We start from the raw sequence: 16,419 nt of genomic DNA on the forward strand, positions 1-16,419 counted from the left end.
GTCGGCATAAGACAATGCCAGACTGATGCAAGATGCGCATTTGAGAATTTATAAGCATCTTTATTGTCCTGAAATAACACTAATTTAGTGAATTTCAGTATCGATAAAATGCCCGTAAATTCTCTATTGAGAAAGTCCAAGACCGCGTAAAGTTTGCGTAAAATCTAGTTTGAAAGCTTTTAAACTTTAAAATTGACGACCGGATAAAGTGGACTATCAACCTTTAAACTTTCACAATGCCAAAGCTCATATAAAGGGATTTTTACATCAAGGGCCAAAGGTAATTTTTTTGAATTAAATTGCATATGGTCGAGATCACTTCCCCATGCAATCAAATCTACATCTAAAGAAATATGATGCGATGGACGAACACGCCCCGAATCTGACTCAAGTTTCTTTAAAAAAGATTCTATTTGATCACACGATAAAGTGCTTTTTAATAGACATGCTGAATTCCAATAATCATCTCCAATACCATCTCGGCATGGAATTTGATAAACAGATGAAAACTGCACTTTCCCCAAAGTTGCTAATTGCGTATACGCAAAAGTAAAGTGCTGATCTGCGTCTAAATTACTCGCTAGGGCGAGCGCAAAAATTTTTTCTGGTGCGTTCAAGACGAATTCCTACAGCATTAGCTTCTGCAATGATGGCGGGCTTACGGATGGTTATGGTAATTTTTTCAATTGTTGGAAAGGTTTCAAACAAACATTTCAAAACAAGATGTGCTGCATGTTCAATTAATTCAGGTTTGGCTTGTTGAATGGTTTGAGCCGATAACTCACAAATCTGGGCATAGTTGAGTGTGTCCTCAAGTTTGTCAGACTCTGCTGCTCGGCTCAAATCATTATGGATGGTTAAATCCAACATTAAAGGTTGAATAATTTGTCTTTCCCAGTTGAAACAGCCAATCACTGTCTCAACCTTCAAGCCTTCAATAATAATGGCATCCATAAATTTAAACTGACCTTAGTGCTTTAACAACGAAGCAGGTTCCATATTTTGAACCATTTTCAAACGTTGGTCTGCATAAATATCAGTATATGGTGCGAGTACGCGCATAAAACGATCGAAATAAAGCATTTGCTTAAATAATAAAGCGAAGTCACGTGGGAATTTAATACCGTGGCGCTCACCAACTCCTACCATATCCATCATGATATCGTTTAAATCGGCTGGATTTGAAGCGAGAATTTGTTGAGGGTCAGACATTAATACGCCGTTAAACAAGCGCTCTAAATCTTGTGCCAATACATCAACATCAACTTTGTTATGAGTCATACCCATTTTCAGCATATTTTCAGCCATGGCCTGATAATCAGTTTTTTGCAATGCATCCATAAAGGCCATACATGCTGTCCAGACTTCAGGCTTTAACTGGCCGACAATACCAAAATCGATAAAACCAATTCGACCATCTTCAAGCAACATTAGGTTTCCAGCATGTAAATCCGCATGGAAACTCTTGCATAGCATGAGGCTACCGAACCATGTATTCATGGCCGTAATCAGTACTTGCGATGGATCTTTAGCATATTGTTTTACAACACTAAAGTCTGTCAAAGACACGCCGTATAGGCGTTGCATAGTTAAGACACGACGTGTAGAAAACTGATGATAAACTTTAGGTGCAGTCGCAGCTTTGTTTTGTGAAATATTCAGATATTCAATAAAGTCATCTAAGTTTTGTGCTTCTTCAATGAAATCGACTTCACGAACCATACGGCTTTTAATTTCATCAACAATTTCAGAAAGAGCAGCAAATTTAATCTTTGGTACAGCACGTTCGAGCAGCTTAGCAGCCCAATGCACTACACTTAGGTCCGTATATAAAATAGTTTCAACACCAGGCTTTTGTACTTTAATAACAACATCTTCACCTGTGGTCAGCTTAGCTGCATGAACCTGAGCAATTGACGCAGAAGCTAATGGTTTTTCATCGATATAGCTAAAAATCTGGCTTAAATCGCGCCCTTCAAACTCAGATGCAAGCACGCCTTGAATATAACTAAATGGCAGAGTTGGAGTCTGATCTAAACAACCTTGGAATTCTTCTACATATTCACGTGGGAAAAGCGATGGAGTACTCGCAATAAACTGACCAAGCTTAATATAAGTTGAACCAAGTGACTCAAAAGTCTCTCGCATGAGTTTAGCATTACTTGGTTTTTCAGTTGCGTATTTAATTCCAGCTTTGGCCGCAACCACTGCTGTTTCACCAATACGGGCGACTGAACGCAGCCCATCAAACAAAATATTTTTTTTCATATTTCTTCAAAACCAAATCATTCAGGTTGAGTGTAGCAAATTTTGTTTAATTTACTGATTAGCTTGCCTGACAAAGTGGGCAATTTACATCTTTATCAAAACTAACAATACGTTGTGTCATATTTAAACCATCCCACAATAATAGTTTCTGCTTTAAAGGTGTACGATTTAATCCTAAATATAGCAAAGTGTGATGTGCTTGTAATGACGCTATCATTACAGGAGTAGTTGCAAGTACCCCTGACTCTGCACAGCGAAGGCCTTCATTACTATGTTGTTCTTTCGGAAAAAGACATTCATAGCAAGCTGAATCTCCTTCAACCATAAACATTTGTGCCTGAAAACCAATTGCTGAAGCACTAATTAATGCGACCTGATGTTTCTTACAAGCTGCGTTTACCAAATAGCGAGTTGTAAAATTATCGCAGCCATCTAAAACCACATCTTGGTGTTCAACCAGTCTATCAATGTTATGTTCGTCTAACCGTTCGTTATAGTATTCAACACAGATATAAGGGTTAATTTTCTGTAAACGTTTAGCCAAAATTTCTGCTTTATAACGACCAACATCTTCATGACCAAATGCAATTTGACGCTGTAAATTACTTATCTCGATCGTATCTGCATCAATCAGTGTAATTTTCCCAACCCCGGCTCGCGCTAGTAGTTCTGCACTGCTACAGCCTATTCCGCCAGCACCTACAATCAGCACATTAGCAAGTTTGAGTTTTTCCTGAGCTTCAATATCCCATCCATCAAGTAAAATCTGACGGCTATAGAGATGCATTTCTTCATCACTTAACTCTACAAAATCGATATCTTGAAGCTCGGTCACGCGTTAATCCTTTCTCTTAGAAGCCAAGTGATTTTATGACTAAGTTAATCATTATGAAAGTGATAAAATGGAAACAACTTTTTTATTCGGTTAATACCCTATCACATTACTTCTCTCACACTTTCTGCAACAATAAGGCTATCTATTTTCTGTATTACTTAGGCTAAATATGACGCAATCATATATTGCACCTGTAGAGTTAGAAAAAGCTTATCGTTTGTTAAATCATGGTCCTACTGTCCTTGTTTCTGCACAACATGGTGATGACCGTAATGTAATGGCTGCCGCATGGGCATGTGCCTTAGAGTTCAAACCAGCCAAAGTGTCCGTCGTTTTAGATAAAAGTACGAAAACTCGACAGCTTGTTGAGCAAAGCGGTTACTTCACCTTACAAGTTCCTTGCTATGCACAGCTCGATCTAACTCATCAACTTGGAACCATTAGTAAGTTGGATGATCCACAAAAACTTGAGCATTGCGGTGTTGAGCTATTTTATCAAGAAGAACTTCCTAGCCCACTTGTATCAGGTTGCATCGCATGGCTTGTATGTAAACTTATTCCAGAACCCCATAATCAGTCGGCTCATGATTTATTTATTGGTTCTGTTGTAGGTGCATGGGCTGATAGCCGTGTCTTTAGAGATGGGCACTGGCATTTTCAAGATGCGCCGAAAGAACTTCGAAGTCTGCACTATATTGCAGGTGGAACTTTTTATTTAATTGGTGAGGAAGTCAAAGCTCAAATTTAATCATTAAAAAGCGAGTTTCATTTAATTGCAAAAAACCGCATAACAATTGCGGTTTTTTTGCAGTCAGTGACTCTTTTTTTAAAATCTAATACTTAAACTTGAGCCACTTCACGAGCAATCACCAAGCGTTGAATATCAGAAGCACCTTCATAAATTTGGCTTACACGAACATCACGATAAATTCTCTCTACAGGGAAATCACTTACATAGCCATAACCGCCATGAATCTGGATTGCATCCGAACATACTCGCTCAGCCATAGTAGACGCAAATAGCTTTGCCATTGAGGCTTCTTTTAAACAAGGCAGCCCAGCATCTTTTAAAGCTGCAGCATGTAAAACCAACTGATGTGCCGCTTCAATTTGGGTTGCCATATCGGCTAAGCGAAAACCAACCGCCTGATGCTGAACCAGCTCTACACCGAAGGCCTTACGTTCATTTGCGTATTGGACAGCCGCATCAAAAGCAGCTCTTGCCATACCAACAGATTGAGCCGCAATACCAATACGACCAGCCGCTAAATTTGATAGCGCAATTTTATAACCTTCACCTTCTTGTCCCACCAAATTTTCTAAAGGAATCCGGCAGTCCTCTAACGTAATGGTTGCGGTGTCCGAAGCATGTTGACCCATTTTGTCTTCAATACGAGTGACTAAATAACCTTGTGTATTGGTCGGTACAAGGAAACATGAAATGCCTTTTTTGCCAGCTTGTTTATCGGTGACCGCAAATACCAAAGCCACTTGAGCATTTTTACCACTGGTAATAAATTGCTTTACGCCATTGAGTACCCAATGGTCGCCATCTCGCTCGGCTTTACATAAAATCGCGCTTGCATCAGAACCTACATGTGGCTCAGTTAAACAAAAGCATCCTAGCCATTCGCCAGATGCAAATTTTGGCAAATAGGTTTGTTTTTGCTGCTCTGAACCGTATGCCAATGTAATACCGCAAATCAAAGAGTTTTGAACACTTACGATTGTCGAAATAGCACCATCACCCGCAGCAATTTCTTCAATTGCAAGCACTAAAGATACATAATCCATTCCGGCACCGCCCCATTCATCGGGCACGGTCATCCCCATAGCACCTAGTGCACCTAAATCTTTTAATTCCTGAGCAGGAAATTCATGGGTTTTATCGCGATGTGCGGCTGTTGGTTTTAACTGATTTTGCGCATAGTTACGCATCATCTCCTGAACCATACTTTGTTCAGCATTTAAGATCATTTCAGCATCCTTATTTTTATTATTTTGCTGCCATACGAATCGCACCATCTAGACGGATGACTTCACCATTTAAATATGAATTTTCAGCAATATGCCCAACTAAACGAGCAAATTCTTCGGGTTTTCCTAAACGCGATGGATATGGCACCATTTGTCCCAAAGCATCTTGCACATTTTGTGGCATACCCTTAAGCATTGGAGTTTCCATAATTCCCGGTGCAATGGTCATAATACGAATGGCATGTCGCGCAAGCTCACGAGCAATTGGCAATGTCATCGCAACAATAGCACCTTTTGATGCAGAATACGCAGCCTGACCGATTTGACCATCAAACGCTGCCACAGACGCAGTGTTAACAATTACACCGCGGTCTTCTTCACCTTCTTCAAGCGTGTTTTTACTCATTGCATCTGCTGCAAAACGCAGCATGTTAAATGTACCTGTAACATTAATATTTAAAGTCTTTGAAAATAATGCCAAATCATGTACGCCTTCACGACCAACTACTTTCGCAGAAGGGCCAATACCGGCACAGTTCACCAAACCATGCAAATGACCATGTTTTGTCAAAACATCCTTAAAGAACTGTTCAGCAGCAACTTCATCGGTCACATCAAATTTTACAAAGTCAGCTTTTGGACCCAACTGTTTTGCTTGTTGCTCGCCTGCTTCTACATTCATGTCTACTAATGTGACTGAAGCACCTTGCTGGACTAAATACTCAGCTGTTGCAGCACCCAAACCAGACCCACCACCTGTAATGACGAAATGTTTCCCTTGAATTTTCATTGTGTAATGTCCTATAGAAATGTTCTTTAAACTTAGTAGTGAGAGTAAAAGTTGTTGTTTTCCGATACAATTTCAAAAAGCCTCAAAATGCTTGCAGCTTTTGATCAATCCAAATTTTAAATATGCAGTATTTCACTTGAAATATATGAAGAAAATATGAGTCTTTGACATGGTTGTCCAATCATCTTTAAGTAAAGGCACAATTTCGATTGCACTAGTACATGAAGCACTGAGTGCGGCTTATGCCAAAGGCCTAAATACACAAATAATTCTAAATAAAGCAGGCATCCCCGCTGAATTACTGATGTCTCCAAAGGCACGTGTGCCTGTTACGACGTATGCCCAATTGTGGATAGAGCTAGCCAATGCCATGAACGATGAGTTTTTTGGGATGGATAGCCACCCCATGCGTCGTGGAAGCTATAAATTACTGACTAAACTCGTCAGTACGGCTGAAACTTTAGAAAAAGCACTCTACGATATTTTGAAGTTTTTTAACTTTGTTTTAGATGATATGCATGGAGAACTCATTCGAGAGCAAGACAAAGCTTATTTAGTGATTCATGATCATGAGCAACCTAAACGTATGTTTACCTACGCAACCTTTTTAATATTAGTACACGGACTTATGTGCTGGTTGGTAGACCAGCGAATTGGTTTAAATACTATTATGGTACGTTGTGCTAAACCGAACGATATTCAGGATTATTTAGTTCGTTTTGGTGAAGATATTCAATTTAATGCTGAGATAAATCGAGTTGAGTTCGATGCCCACTATTTAGATATTAAAATTAAGAAAGATAAAAAAGCGCTTTATGATTTTTTAGAGCAAACTCCGCAAAATCTTTTAGTTCGCTTTAAAAATGAAAATGCCTTAAGTGTACTTATTCGTCGCCATTTATTGAAACTCCACCCTGCACAATGGCCCGAACTTAAAGATGTAGCTCACCAACTCAATATTTCAGAAGCCACCGTTCAACGTAGACTGAAACATGAAGGTGTAAGCTATCAACAAATTAAAAATGAAATCCGCTGTGATATTGCTGTTCAACGCTTAAGCAAAACGAATGACTCAATTCAAGATATTAGTGAAGATTTAAGCTTCCATGACCCAAGTGCATTTCACCGTGCTTTTAAAAAATGGACAGGTGTCAGCCCAGGTGCATATCGAGATAATTTAACTGGACACAAGCAATAACATATACATCGAATGAAGCGTGAGGTATTAGAGTTTAAGCTTATGATATTTATGTCTTTTAAATTCAATATTTCAGATAAACGCATTATTTAAAATTTAATAATGGTCATAAAAACAGTGATTTATAATTCTATTCAAACTTTTATCTTTCAAACTGATTTATAAATCAAAATAACTAAGTTTATAAGTCTCTAAACACGTGAAAGGATGATCTCCTATTTCATTTCGGTTTTATTTTTATCATGTCTTTAAAATCAAAATTTTCTCTACCAAAGACTTTGTTGGCATCAACATTGGGGTTTGTATTTACTTCATCTGCTTTTGCAGCAATTCCGACTACGCTTAAACTTGATTATGCTTACTATGCACCAACTAGTTTAGTCGTTAAAGATCAAAAACTTCTCGAAAAAGCACTGCCAAATACCCAAATTAAATGGGTTTTTAGTCAAGGTAGTAACCGCTCATTAGAATATCTCAACAGTAACAGCATCGATTTTGCTTCTACCGCTGGATTAGCTGCTGTATTAAGTCGAGCGAATGGTAGTCCAATTAAAACGATTTATGTACAAAGCCAACCGGAATGGACCGCGCTTGTTGTCACAAAAAATTCATCAATTAAAAGCCTAAAAGATTTAAAAGGTAAGAAAATTGCAGCCACCAAAGGAACCGATCCTTTCTTATTTACACTACAAGCACTAGATACAGTCGGTTTGAGTAAACGTGATGTACAACTGGTTCATCTACAACACCCAGATGGAAAAACTGCATTAGAGCGTGGCCAAGTAGATGCTTGGGCTGGACTTGATCCATTAATGGCTTCAGCTCAAATTCAATCGGGTGCAAAATTGCTTTATCGTAATGTTGGATTTAATAGCTATAGCGTACTGAGCGTTAAAGAAGATTTTGCAAAGCAAAGCCCTGAAGCGGTAGAAGCCGTTATTAAAGCCTACGAACAAGCCCGAAAATGGGCAAAGGCCAATCCAGATAAAGTGGCAGCACTTTTAGCTCAAGAATCAAAACTTCCTCTACCTGTGGCTAAACTACAACTGAGCCGAACCAACTTCGATCAAAGCATTCCATCAGCAACTCAAGCACAAGCGCTAAAACGTTCTGGGAAAATTTTGACAGAAGAAGACTTGGTTAGAAAAGATACCAACGTCAATCAAGTGGTTGATCAGTTGCTAGACCCACGTTTTGCTCAAAAAGTCGTGAAATAGTATATGAGTGATTCACTTAACAAAGCTGAGCTAAATCACTTCTTAGCTCAGCAGGCTTTAAAATCTCAGAAAAAGTATTTAAACCACAAATTTACTCGTTGGTTTAAAGCGCTACTCATTCCACTTATCTTTTTAATGGCTTGCGAGTTTTTAGTCAGAAATGGCTATATCAATGCTTATCTACTCCCTGCACCGTCTAGTTTATGGCAATCTTTTTTAGATTTAGCTCATAGCGACCTATTTGCCCATATTTATATTAGTACATGGCGTGTTCTGTTGGGCTTTATTATAGGAAGCGGTTTAGGTTTAGTTTTTGCGATTTGGGTGGGATTAAGTAAAGAAGCAGAAGCATATTTAGAACCAACTTTTTCAGCAATTAAATCGATCCCAAGTCTTGCGTGGATCCCTTTATTATTACTTTGGTTAGGAATTGATGAAGGTTCTAAAATTACATTGATTGCAATCGGAGCATTTTTTCCAACCTATACCAATACAGTTGCAGCAATTCATAATGTAGATAAAAAGCTCATTGAAGTTGGAAAAGTTTATCGGCTTAATGCTTTTCAGCGGATTATATCTATTATTTTACCGGCAGCCTCTCCCGGCATTTTAACGGGTTTACGCAACAGCTTAAGCTTATCTTGGATGTTTATGATTGCAGCTGAACTGATTGCAGCCACTCAAGGGATTGGCTATTTACTCAGTGATGGCCGAGAAACGTCTCGACCAGATATTGTTATCATTGCAATTATTTTATTGGCGCTATTGGGTAAAATAACCGATACCCTAATGAAACTTATAGAAAACTGGTTATTACGTTGGCGAGATACACTACAAAAGTAATTTTAAATCCAGCATGCCAAAGTGACTCGATCATTTTGGCCATAGTCTTGAATAGTTTTAATTTGGCTAAAACCATGCTCTGTGAAAATATCTCGAACAGCTTGTCCCTGATCATAACCATGTTCTAGTGCAATCCAGCCTTGCGGTTTTAACCAGTTTTTGCCTTGAGCAATAATAATTTCAATATCAGCCAGTCCCTGATGGTCTGCAACCAATGCACGGCGCGGTTCTGTAGCCAAAGCTTGCATGTGCTCATCTTCTGGGTCAATGTACGGCGGATTAGAAACAATTAAATCAAACTTTTGTGGTTCAAGTGCGTCAAACCAAGCGCCGCAGGCAAATTTCACACGTTGCAAATTATGAACTTGTGCATTTTCTTTTGCGACTTCTAAAGTAGGCGCATAAATATCAGTTGCCGTGACTTGCCAATCTGGACGTTCACTTGCTAATGCAAGCGCAATTGCACCTGTTCCCGTTCCCAAATCAACAATATTTGCAGTATTTGGCAAATTTAGATTTAAAACGGTTTCAACTAGAATTTCAGTATCAGGTCGTGGCACTAAAGTATCAGACGTTACTTTTAAATCGAGTGTCCAAAATGGCTGTGAACCCGTCACATAAGCTAAAGGCTCACCATTTTGGATACGTTCAAGACCAGCCAAGTAATCTTGCTCTTGTTGGGCTGTTAACTCTTGCTCAAGTCTAAACTTTAATTCAAGCGAATTGATTTTTAGAAAATGCTCAAGTAACCAAGCATTTTCTTGCCGTTCATAACTGTCAGGCTCACCACGAATTGCAAGCGCTTGAGCAATATTCATTAGCCGCCATTTTCCTGTGCAAGCATCGCAAGCTGATCTGCCTGATATTCACGATGTAAGCTATCGAGCAATTCAGTTAAATCACCTTCCATAATTGCGTCTAACTTATATAAAGTTAGGTTAATACGATGGTCCGTCATACGACCTTGTGGGTAGTTATAAGTACGGATACGTTCAGAACGGTCACCAGAACCAACCAAATCACGGCGCATTTCAGAAGTTGCTGCATCTGCTGCTGCACGTTTAGCATTTTCTAAACGCGATACTAACAATGCCATCGCCTTAGCTTTGTTTTTATGCTGTGAACGCTCTTCTTGACACTCAACTACTGTACCGGTTGGAATGTGAGTAATACGCACCGCTGAATCAGTTTTGTTAATGTGCTGACCACCCGCACCTGATGCACGGTAAGTATCGATACGTAAATCTGCCGGATTAATTTCAACGTTGGTATCAACATCAATTTCAGGCAAGATCGCAACTGTACATGCTGACGTATGCACACGACCTTGTGATTCAGTGGCTGGAACACGTTGCACACGGTGAGCACCACTTTCAAACTTTAAGCGACCGTAAACACCATCACCATCTACACGGCAAATAACTTCTTTAAAGCCACCATGCTCGCCTTCATTTTCAGAAAGCACTTCAATACGCCAGCCTTGTGTCTCGGCATATTTACTATACATGCGGAACAAATCACCAGAGAAAATCGCAGCTTCATCACCACCTGTTCCAGCACGGATTTCTAAATAAGCCGCATTAGAATCATTCGGATCTTTTGGAATCATCAAAATGTTGAGCTGGCTTTCTAATTCTTCAAGCAATGTTTTATTGGCTTGAATTTCTTCTTCTGCCATATCTTTAAAGTCTGGGTCCGACTTCATCATTTCAGCAGTTTCAATATCTTCTTCTGCTTGACGGTATTTGCCCCAAACTTCGGTAATTTCAGATAAATCACTATGTTCACGAGACAATTTACGGAAACGTTTGTTATCGGAGATCACTTCAGCATCTGCAAGCAATGCAGTAAGTTCTTCATGTCGATCACAGAGTTGATCAAGTCGTAAACGGAGTGACGCTTTCATAAGAGGAAATATCTCAAAAGTCCAAAAAGCTTATCGAACGCTATGTAAGTATAGAAGATAAGCAAAATCGTAAAAATAGCGCATAGTTTACAGATTATGCTGCTTAAATGACATATATAATCAGCCAATTCATCAACTTTCCCAATAAGTAGAGGCGTATAAATATAATGATTTCGAATAAGATTTATTTACTTGCCTATAATTTGGCTTTTCTGTAGAAAATAATAAGTCATATTTTCCCTTTATATGACAATAGAGGCTTTATTTAAAAACCTCTTTGCCTAGCCAACTTATTTTAATTTTTCTAATAAGGTTTCGCCCACCAAAACAGCTGATGCTGGATTTTGTCCTGTTATAAGTTCACGGTCCACTACCACGTTTGGGGCCCATGCAGTGGTATTACTTTGATACTTACCTCCAAGTGACTGTAATGCAGTTTGAGGATAAAACTTCATTTCTCCACCTTTTAATAAAGCTTTAGCCTGTTCCTCTTCCTGATTACTAATCACCGTCATTCGATAATTTTTATATATCCATGAACCGGTTTTTACTGGCTTGCCTTGTCCAAGTTGATTAATAGCTTCCGAAGCATTAGGTAAAGTAGACATTAATGCAATTGGACCATGACAGACCAACGCAGTAGGTTTACCAGCTTTATGGAAAGCAGTAAGTACTTTTCCAAGTTGTTTATCTTTTAATAGATCTTGCATAGGCGCATGCCCACCTGGAATATAAATAGCATCGAACTGGTCTACGCCAATTTGCTCAATACGAGATAGGCTCACAACTGGAGAATCTTGAGCAGATGTTAACTTTAGATCATGCAATAAACCTGCATACTGCTTTAACGCTTTTTCATCTTGATTAAAATACATCGCATTATTCGATGATTCATCTAAGGTTGGAGCTTTCCCTTTTGGTGAAGCGAAAGTTACTGTATGGCCTGCATCTAAAAGCATTTTTGTAGGTTGCATCAATTCATTAAGGTAAAAACCCGTTTTAAAAACCTGATTATTCTTTAGCTCTAATTGGGCTTCATCAGATAAAACAATTAATACATGAGCAGCATTTGCACTTAATGCTGCTGAAGCGGTAATCATAGCGAGCATTACTTTATTTAACATCTTCATTATTTGACCTTTATTCCAACCATTTGCTGGTTTTATAACTGGGATGGATATATTCTATTTTTGCTAGTAAGGTAGATAAACAACCATATTTACAAATCTTTTTTGCGTTTGAGGACAAAATGTCTCGTCAATTTGACCATCTTGCAGATGTTGAAGTGTTTTTAATTGTGGCTGAAAAGCTTTCTATTAGTGCAGCTGCAATTTATTTAGCAACAACTCCTTCAGTCATTAGTAGAACAATTACACGACTTGAGAAAAGATTAGGTATTCAGTTTTTTAGAAGAACAACTCGTCATTTAAGTTTGACCGAAGCAGGTCAGCTTTATTATGAAAAGATGCAACATGCATTTCAGTTAATTGACCATGCAGAGCGTGCTATTCAAGGTAAGCAACTGCAAATTTCCGGCAAAATTAAATTAAGCGTCCCCACAACTTATGGGCATTATCGTTTACCTCCTTTATTAGAAAAATTTCTTTTGCAATATCCAGACATTCAAATTGAAATCAGCATCTCTAATCGAAACGTTGATTTAATTGCTGAGGGATTCGATTTAGCTATTCGTCAAGGATACCTTCCAAATAGCTCTTTTGTGGCTCGAACTTTAGAGCAGGCACCTTTAAAACTTGTTGCCTCACCCACTTACTTAAAACGTATGGGTACTCCAAAAACACTAGAAGAGTTAAATTATCATCAATGTATTGCCTTTGAGTTGCCAAGTAATGGCAAGGTCACTCCGTGGTTCTTTAAAGATATAGATCAGGAAATTCAGTGGATACCAACGAATCGGATTTTAGTAAAAGAAGATATTTTAGGAGTCGTGTCTCTTGCTGAAAATGGGCTAGGAATATGTCAAAGTTACGACTTTATCGTTAATGAAAAAATTCAACAAGGAAAGCTACAGCCTTTACTTGAACCATATGCAGGTCATACACGCCCTTTCTCTTTACTATATGCACAACATAAGCATATGTCTTCTGCCACACGAGCTTTCATTGATTTTTTGTGTTCAACTGACCATAAATAAACTTAAGAATGTTAAATGAGAATTACTTTTTTCTATATGAGTATTAAATATTCTATTTTAATAGAAAACATACAAACCAGACACTAAACTGCAATACTCAAAAGATGGTTCTCCATATTTTAGGAGAAGTGTTTTGTTACATTTGCCGTAACAAAAGATTAGGCGTCCTGCAGTTAAGGACACGGAGTAGAATATGAAATTAAATGCTTGGTTATGTAGCGCTGTTTTAGCAACTTCTATGGTTACTGTAGCGCATGCTGACAATACAACACATGTAGCAGCTGCTTCTGCTCTAGGTAGTGTCGCTGGTACTGCAATTGGTAAAAGTATGGGCGGGACATCTGGCGCAACAATTGGTGCTGCTTTAGGTGGTGCTGGTGGTGCAGCTGTTGCAAGTGATCGTCGTCACCGTACAGAATCTGCAATTGGCGGTGGTTTAGGCGGCGGTGCCGGTTATACCGTTGGTAAAAGCATGGGCGGTACGAACGGTGGTTATATCGGCGCTGCTTTAGGCGCGGCAGGTGGTTCTGCTTTAGGTAATAAAATCTCTAAAGACCGTGATGCTGACCGATCTTCTAAACACTGGAAGAAAAAACACCGTCGTCATCACTAATCAAAGTTGATGAATAGACATTTAAGCACCTTCGGGTGCTTTTTTATTTTTGATTAAATTCCACGCTACCATTTGATATGCACATGATTTATCCACATATTAATACAAACCATACAAACCGACACAAAACACTCGTATCTCCGTTTGGCTTCTCCATAATTATCACGAAATTTTTTATTACATTTACCTCAAGATAAAAATACTGTCCTTTCAGTAAAAAGGACATGGAGTTCCAAGATGAAAATGAATATTTGGTTAGCTAGTGCAGTACTTGCAACGTCTTCTATGGTAATAGTTGCACATGCAGATAATGGTACGCGTGTTGCTGCAACCTCTGCTTTAGGTAGTGTAGTGGGTACAGCAATTGGTAAAAGTATTGGTGGTACCTCAGGTGCAACAATCGGTGCTGCTTTAGGTGGAGCTGGTGGTGCAGCTGCAGCAAGTGACCGTCGCAATCGTACAGAAGCTGCGATTGGCGGTGCATTAGGTGGTGGTGCTGGTTATACCGTTGGTAAAAATATGGGCGGTACAAATGGTGGTTACATCGGTGCAGCAGTAGGTGCAGCTGGTGGTTCGGCACTCGGTCGTAAAGTAGCTGAAGACCGTAATTACGATGACCGTTATGATCGTGATGACCGTAGATATTACGATGGTGACCGTCGTTATTATAAAGGTGGTAGCCGTCGCCATGACAATGGCTTACATCGTGGCTGGTATAAAAACCGCTAATTCACAGATGAATCAAAAGAGCACCTTCGGGTGCTTTTTTATTGATTGATAAAATTTAATATCGAAAAAAAACGATATACATCACATCCTATATATCGTATTATTTCGATATATCCTTATTCGAGAATATCGCATGCGATCACTTCAAGATACCAAGTTTTCAATTTTGGAACTTGCTCCCATTCGTAATGATAAAACTATCGAATTTTCATTACGCCACGCATTAGAATTAGCACAACATGCAGAAAAGCTAGGTTATGAACGTTTCTGGCTTGCAGAGCATCACAATATGGATGGTATCGCAAGTTCAGCTACAGCCGTCTTGCTTGGTTTCATTGCTGCACATACACAGCATATTCGTTTGGGTTCGGGTGGAATTATGCTCCCTAACCATGCCCCTTTAGTTGTCGCAGAACAATTCGGGACGCTTGCTACTTTATATCCAAATCGTATTGAACTTGGTTTAGGCCGTGCTCCTGGTACAGACCAACTCACCATGCGAGCTTTACGTCGTGGCCATCAAGAAACAGAAGATCAATTTCCTAGAGATGTTGTCGAAATCTTAAAATATTTTGATGTACCTCAAGCAGGACAAAAAATTATTGCAACACCGGGGCAAAGTACCCATGTTCCTGTTTGGTTACTTGGATCTAGCCTATTTAGTGCACAACTCGCGGCAAAACTTGGACTTCCCTACTCATTTGCATCACATTTTGCACCACGTATGTTAGGTCAAGCGATTCAACTCTATCGAGAGAACTTTGAACCTTCTGAATACCTAGATAAACCATATGTTTCAATGGGTGTGCCTGTTGTTGTAGCAGATACAGATGAGGAAGCACAGTTTCTAGCAACCAGTGCTTACCAACGCGTATTAGGTTTAATTCGTGGAGAAAGTTTGAAGCTTAAACCTCCAGTTGAATCAATGCAGGGATTATGGAATACAGCAGAACAGCTTTCTGTTGAAAACTTCTATGCAATGGCGCAAATTGGTTCTGTAAATACAGTTCGCTCTGGTTTACAAAAACTTTTAGCGACATACGATGTTGATGAATTTATTTTTACATGTGATGTATACGATACAGCTAAACGTTTAGAAAGCTTTACACAACTCATGAATGTAAAAATAGAACATTAAACTCTACTTCAAGCTCCCATACTTGAATTGATTTTGAGTATGGGATGACCATCTATCTGAAAAGACTTTACCCCAACTTCCTGCTTGGTTATTTATATTAAAACGATAAAAACATCATGATTTAAAAAACCAAAAGGACTTTTGGAAAATGAGTATTAATATTAAAAATAACACTTCAAAATCAGTAATTTTTCAGAATACTTCTCAAGATTTTGAAGGTTTTACTGGACAAGTGATTTCATCAAGTTCAATTAAAGAATTTGACTTTTCACATTCATCTGTCGCGATTATTGGTACTAATCAAGATAGCGTGACACATCTTGAAAAAATCTGTCAGCAAGCAAAATTTGTGACTGTCTTCCAAATCACCCCTCATTTTATTTTGCCCCATAGTCAGATGGGTACCCATAAGTTAATTACGCACCCACTTATTATCAAAAACCGTAGGTTATTTAATAATCGTGTTAAAAGCATTCTGGCATTACGTTTTCTAGAAACTCAAGTAAACGAACCATGGCTTAAGCGTCTTTTGACTCCCAATACTGCAACCACCAAAAAAGTATTTTTTAAATCCGATAGTTATTATACAGCACTTCAGAAACCCAACTGTAAATTGCAAACATGGCCAATTGTTAAAATTACCAATACATCTGTTCACAGCATGGATGGTATAGAACAACCCGTTGATATTATTATCAGAGCAATGCCATAAAAGTAAAAAAGCATGGTTTTTAAGCCATGCTTTCTCTA

At 38.8% G+C, this 16,419-nt stretch carries 18 protein-coding genes; 9 read left to right on the forward strand and 9 right to left on the reverse strand.

The annotated features are described in order from the left end of the window. Nucleotides 1-179: 179 nt before the first annotated feature. The 4 genes from KTI79_RS02345 to KTI79_RS02360 are packed head-to-tail and all read right to left on the reverse strand — an operon-like array spanning nucleotide 180 to nucleotide 3,103. Nucleotides 180-617, reverse strand: coding sequence for a 2-amino-4-hydroxy-6-hydroxymethyldihydropteridine diphosphokinase (locus tag KTI79_RS02345; RefSeq protein WP_032054153.1), 438 nt, complete (start codon nucleotides 615-617; stop codon nucleotides 180-182). Continuing rightward, nucleotides 574-954, reverse strand: coding sequence for a dihydroneopterin aldolase (gene folB, locus KTI79_RS02350; RefSeq protein ID WP_086376120.1), 381 nt, complete (start codon nucleotides 952-954; stop codon nucleotides 574-576). Before folB ends, KTI79_RS02345 begins: the two co-directional genes overlap by 44 nt. 15 nt (nucleotides 955-969) lie before the next feature. Beyond that, nucleotides 970-2,268 (reverse strand): ABC1 kinase family protein, encoded by a 1,299-nt coding sequence (locus KTI79_RS02355; RefSeq protein ID WP_005306693.1) that lies wholly within the window; start codon nucleotides 2,266-2,268, stop codon nucleotides 970-972. 58 nt (nucleotides 2,269-2,326) lie between these two features. Continuing rightward, nucleotides 2,327-3,103: a HesA/MoeB/ThiF family protein gene (locus KTI79_RS02360; RefSeq protein ID WP_032054155.1), complete on the reverse strand. Its 777-nt coding sequence runs from the start codon at nucleotides 3,101-3,103 to the stop codon at nucleotides 2,327-2,329. A 169-nt stretch (nucleotides 3,104-3,272) separates the two neighbouring features. Between KTI79_RS02360 and KTI79_RS02365 the strand changes: the two genes are divergently transcribed. Then, nucleotides 3,273-3,851, forward strand: coding sequence for a flavin reductase family protein (locus KTI79_RS02365; RefSeq protein ID WP_031948802.1), 579 nt, complete (start codon nucleotides 3,273-3,275; stop codon nucleotides 3,849-3,851). Nucleotides 3,852-3,943: 92 nt separating this feature from the next. On the opposite strand, the gene KTI79_RS02370 is transcribed toward KTI79_RS02365, so the two are convergent. Together KTI79_RS02370 and KTI79_RS02375 are read right to left on the reverse strand one after the other, a co-directional pair. Further along, entirely contained in the window at nucleotides 3,944-5,080 is a 1,137-nt protein-coding gene (locus tag KTI79_RS02370; protein WP_032054156.1) for an acyl-CoA dehydrogenase family protein, read from the reverse strand. Nucleotides 5,081-5,099: 19 nt separating this feature from the next. Beyond that, complete coding sequence (locus KTI79_RS02375) at nucleotides 5,100-5,870, reverse strand: 3-hydroxyacyl-CoA dehydrogenase (protein WP_032054157.1); 771 nt, start codon at nucleotides 5,868-5,870, stop codon at nucleotides 5,100-5,102. Nucleotides 5,871-6,039: 169 nt separating this feature from the next. Here KTI79_RS02375 and KTI79_RS02380 point away from each other — a divergent pair, with 169 nt between their 5' ends. From KTI79_RS02380 to KTI79_RS02390, 3 genes are all read left to right on the forward strand, one after another. Then, a complete protein-coding gene (locus KTI79_RS02380) occupies nucleotides 6,040-7,068 on the forward strand; it encodes an AraC family transcriptional regulator (protein WP_032054158.1) in 1,029 nt (342 codons plus the stop codon). 242 nt (nucleotides 7,069-7,310) lie between these two features. Then, on the forward strand, nucleotides 7,311-8,285 hold the full coding sequence (locus tag KTI79_RS02385; RefSeq protein WP_032054159.1) for an aliphatic sulfonate ABC transporter substrate-binding protein: 975 nt from the start codon (nucleotides 7,311-7,313) through the stop codon (nucleotides 8,283-8,285). Between the two features lie 3 nt (nucleotides 8,286-8,288). Continuing rightward, the gene (locus KTI79_RS02390) at nucleotides 8,289-9,128 is read left to right on the forward strand and encodes an ABC transporter permease (RefSeq protein ID WP_086376121.1); all 840 of its coding nucleotides are present in this window, start codon (nucleotides 8,289-8,291) and stop codon (nucleotides 9,126-9,128) included. Between the two features lie 2 nt (nucleotides 9,129-9,130). On the opposite strand, the gene prmC is transcribed toward KTI79_RS02390, so the two are convergent. The 3 genes from prmC to KTI79_RS02405 form a co-directional block, all read right to left on the reverse strand. Continuing rightward, nucleotides 9,131-9,946, reverse strand: a complete 816-nt coding sequence (prmC, locus tag KTI79_RS02395; RefSeq protein ID WP_032054160.1) for a peptide chain release factor N(5)-glutamine methyltransferase — start codon at nucleotides 9,944-9,946, stop codon at nucleotides 9,131-9,133. Beyond that, nucleotides 9,946-11,034: a peptide chain release factor 1 gene (gene prfA, locus KTI79_RS02400; protein WP_002119588.1), complete on the reverse strand. Its 1,089-nt coding sequence runs from the start codon at nucleotides 11,032-11,034 to the stop codon at nucleotides 9,946-9,948. The genes prmC and prfA overlap by 1 nt, the downstream gene beginning before the upstream one ends. 290 nt (nucleotides 11,035-11,324) lie before the next feature. Further along, nucleotides 11,325-12,164: a type 1 glutamine amidotransferase domain-containing protein gene (locus tag KTI79_RS02405; protein WP_032054161.1), complete on the reverse strand. Its 840-nt coding sequence runs from the start codon at nucleotides 12,162-12,164 to the stop codon at nucleotides 11,325-11,327. Nucleotides 12,165-12,283: 119 nt separating this feature from the next. Here KTI79_RS02405 and KTI79_RS02410 point away from each other — a divergent pair, with 119 nt between their 5' ends. The 5 genes from KTI79_RS02410 to KTI79_RS02430 all read left to right on the forward strand — a co-directional run bounded on the left by KTI79_RS02410 (nucleotide 12,284) and on the right by KTI79_RS02430 (nucleotide 16,381). Then, nucleotides 12,284-13,189, forward strand: a complete 906-nt coding sequence (locus tag KTI79_RS02410; RefSeq protein ID WP_086376122.1) for a LysR family transcriptional regulator — start codon at nucleotides 12,284-12,286, stop codon at nucleotides 13,187-13,189. A 193-nt stretch (nucleotides 13,190-13,382) separates the two neighbouring features. After that, a complete protein-coding gene (locus KTI79_RS02415) occupies nucleotides 13,383-13,802 on the forward strand; it encodes a glycine zipper domain-containing protein (RefSeq protein ID WP_016140574.1) in 420 nt (139 codons plus the stop codon). Between the two features lie 237 nt (nucleotides 13,803-14,039). Next, complete coding sequence (locus tag KTI79_RS02420; protein ID WP_086376123.1) at nucleotides 14,040-14,531, forward strand: hypothetical protein; 492 nt, start codon at nucleotides 14,040-14,042, stop codon at nucleotides 14,529-14,531. A gap of 133 nt (nucleotides 14,532-14,664) precedes the next feature. Next, nucleotides 14,665-15,669, forward strand: coding sequence for an LLM class flavin-dependent oxidoreductase (locus KTI79_RS02425; protein WP_032054164.1), 1,005 nt, complete (start codon nucleotides 14,665-14,667; stop codon nucleotides 15,667-15,669). 148 nt (nucleotides 15,670-15,817) lie between these two features. Continuing rightward, nucleotides 15,818-16,381, forward strand: coding sequence for a hypothetical protein (locus KTI79_RS02430; protein WP_032054165.1), 564 nt, complete (start codon nucleotides 15,818-15,820; stop codon nucleotides 16,379-16,381). Nucleotides 16,382-16,419: the final 38 nt, after the last annotated feature.

Origin of the sequence: Acinetobacter sp. WU_MDCI_Abxd143, assembly GCF_025514195.1 — a bacterium.
GTDB classification, from domain to species: Bacteria; Pseudomonadota; Gammaproteobacteria; order Pseudomonadales; family Moraxellaceae; genus Acinetobacter; species Acinetobacter pittii_H.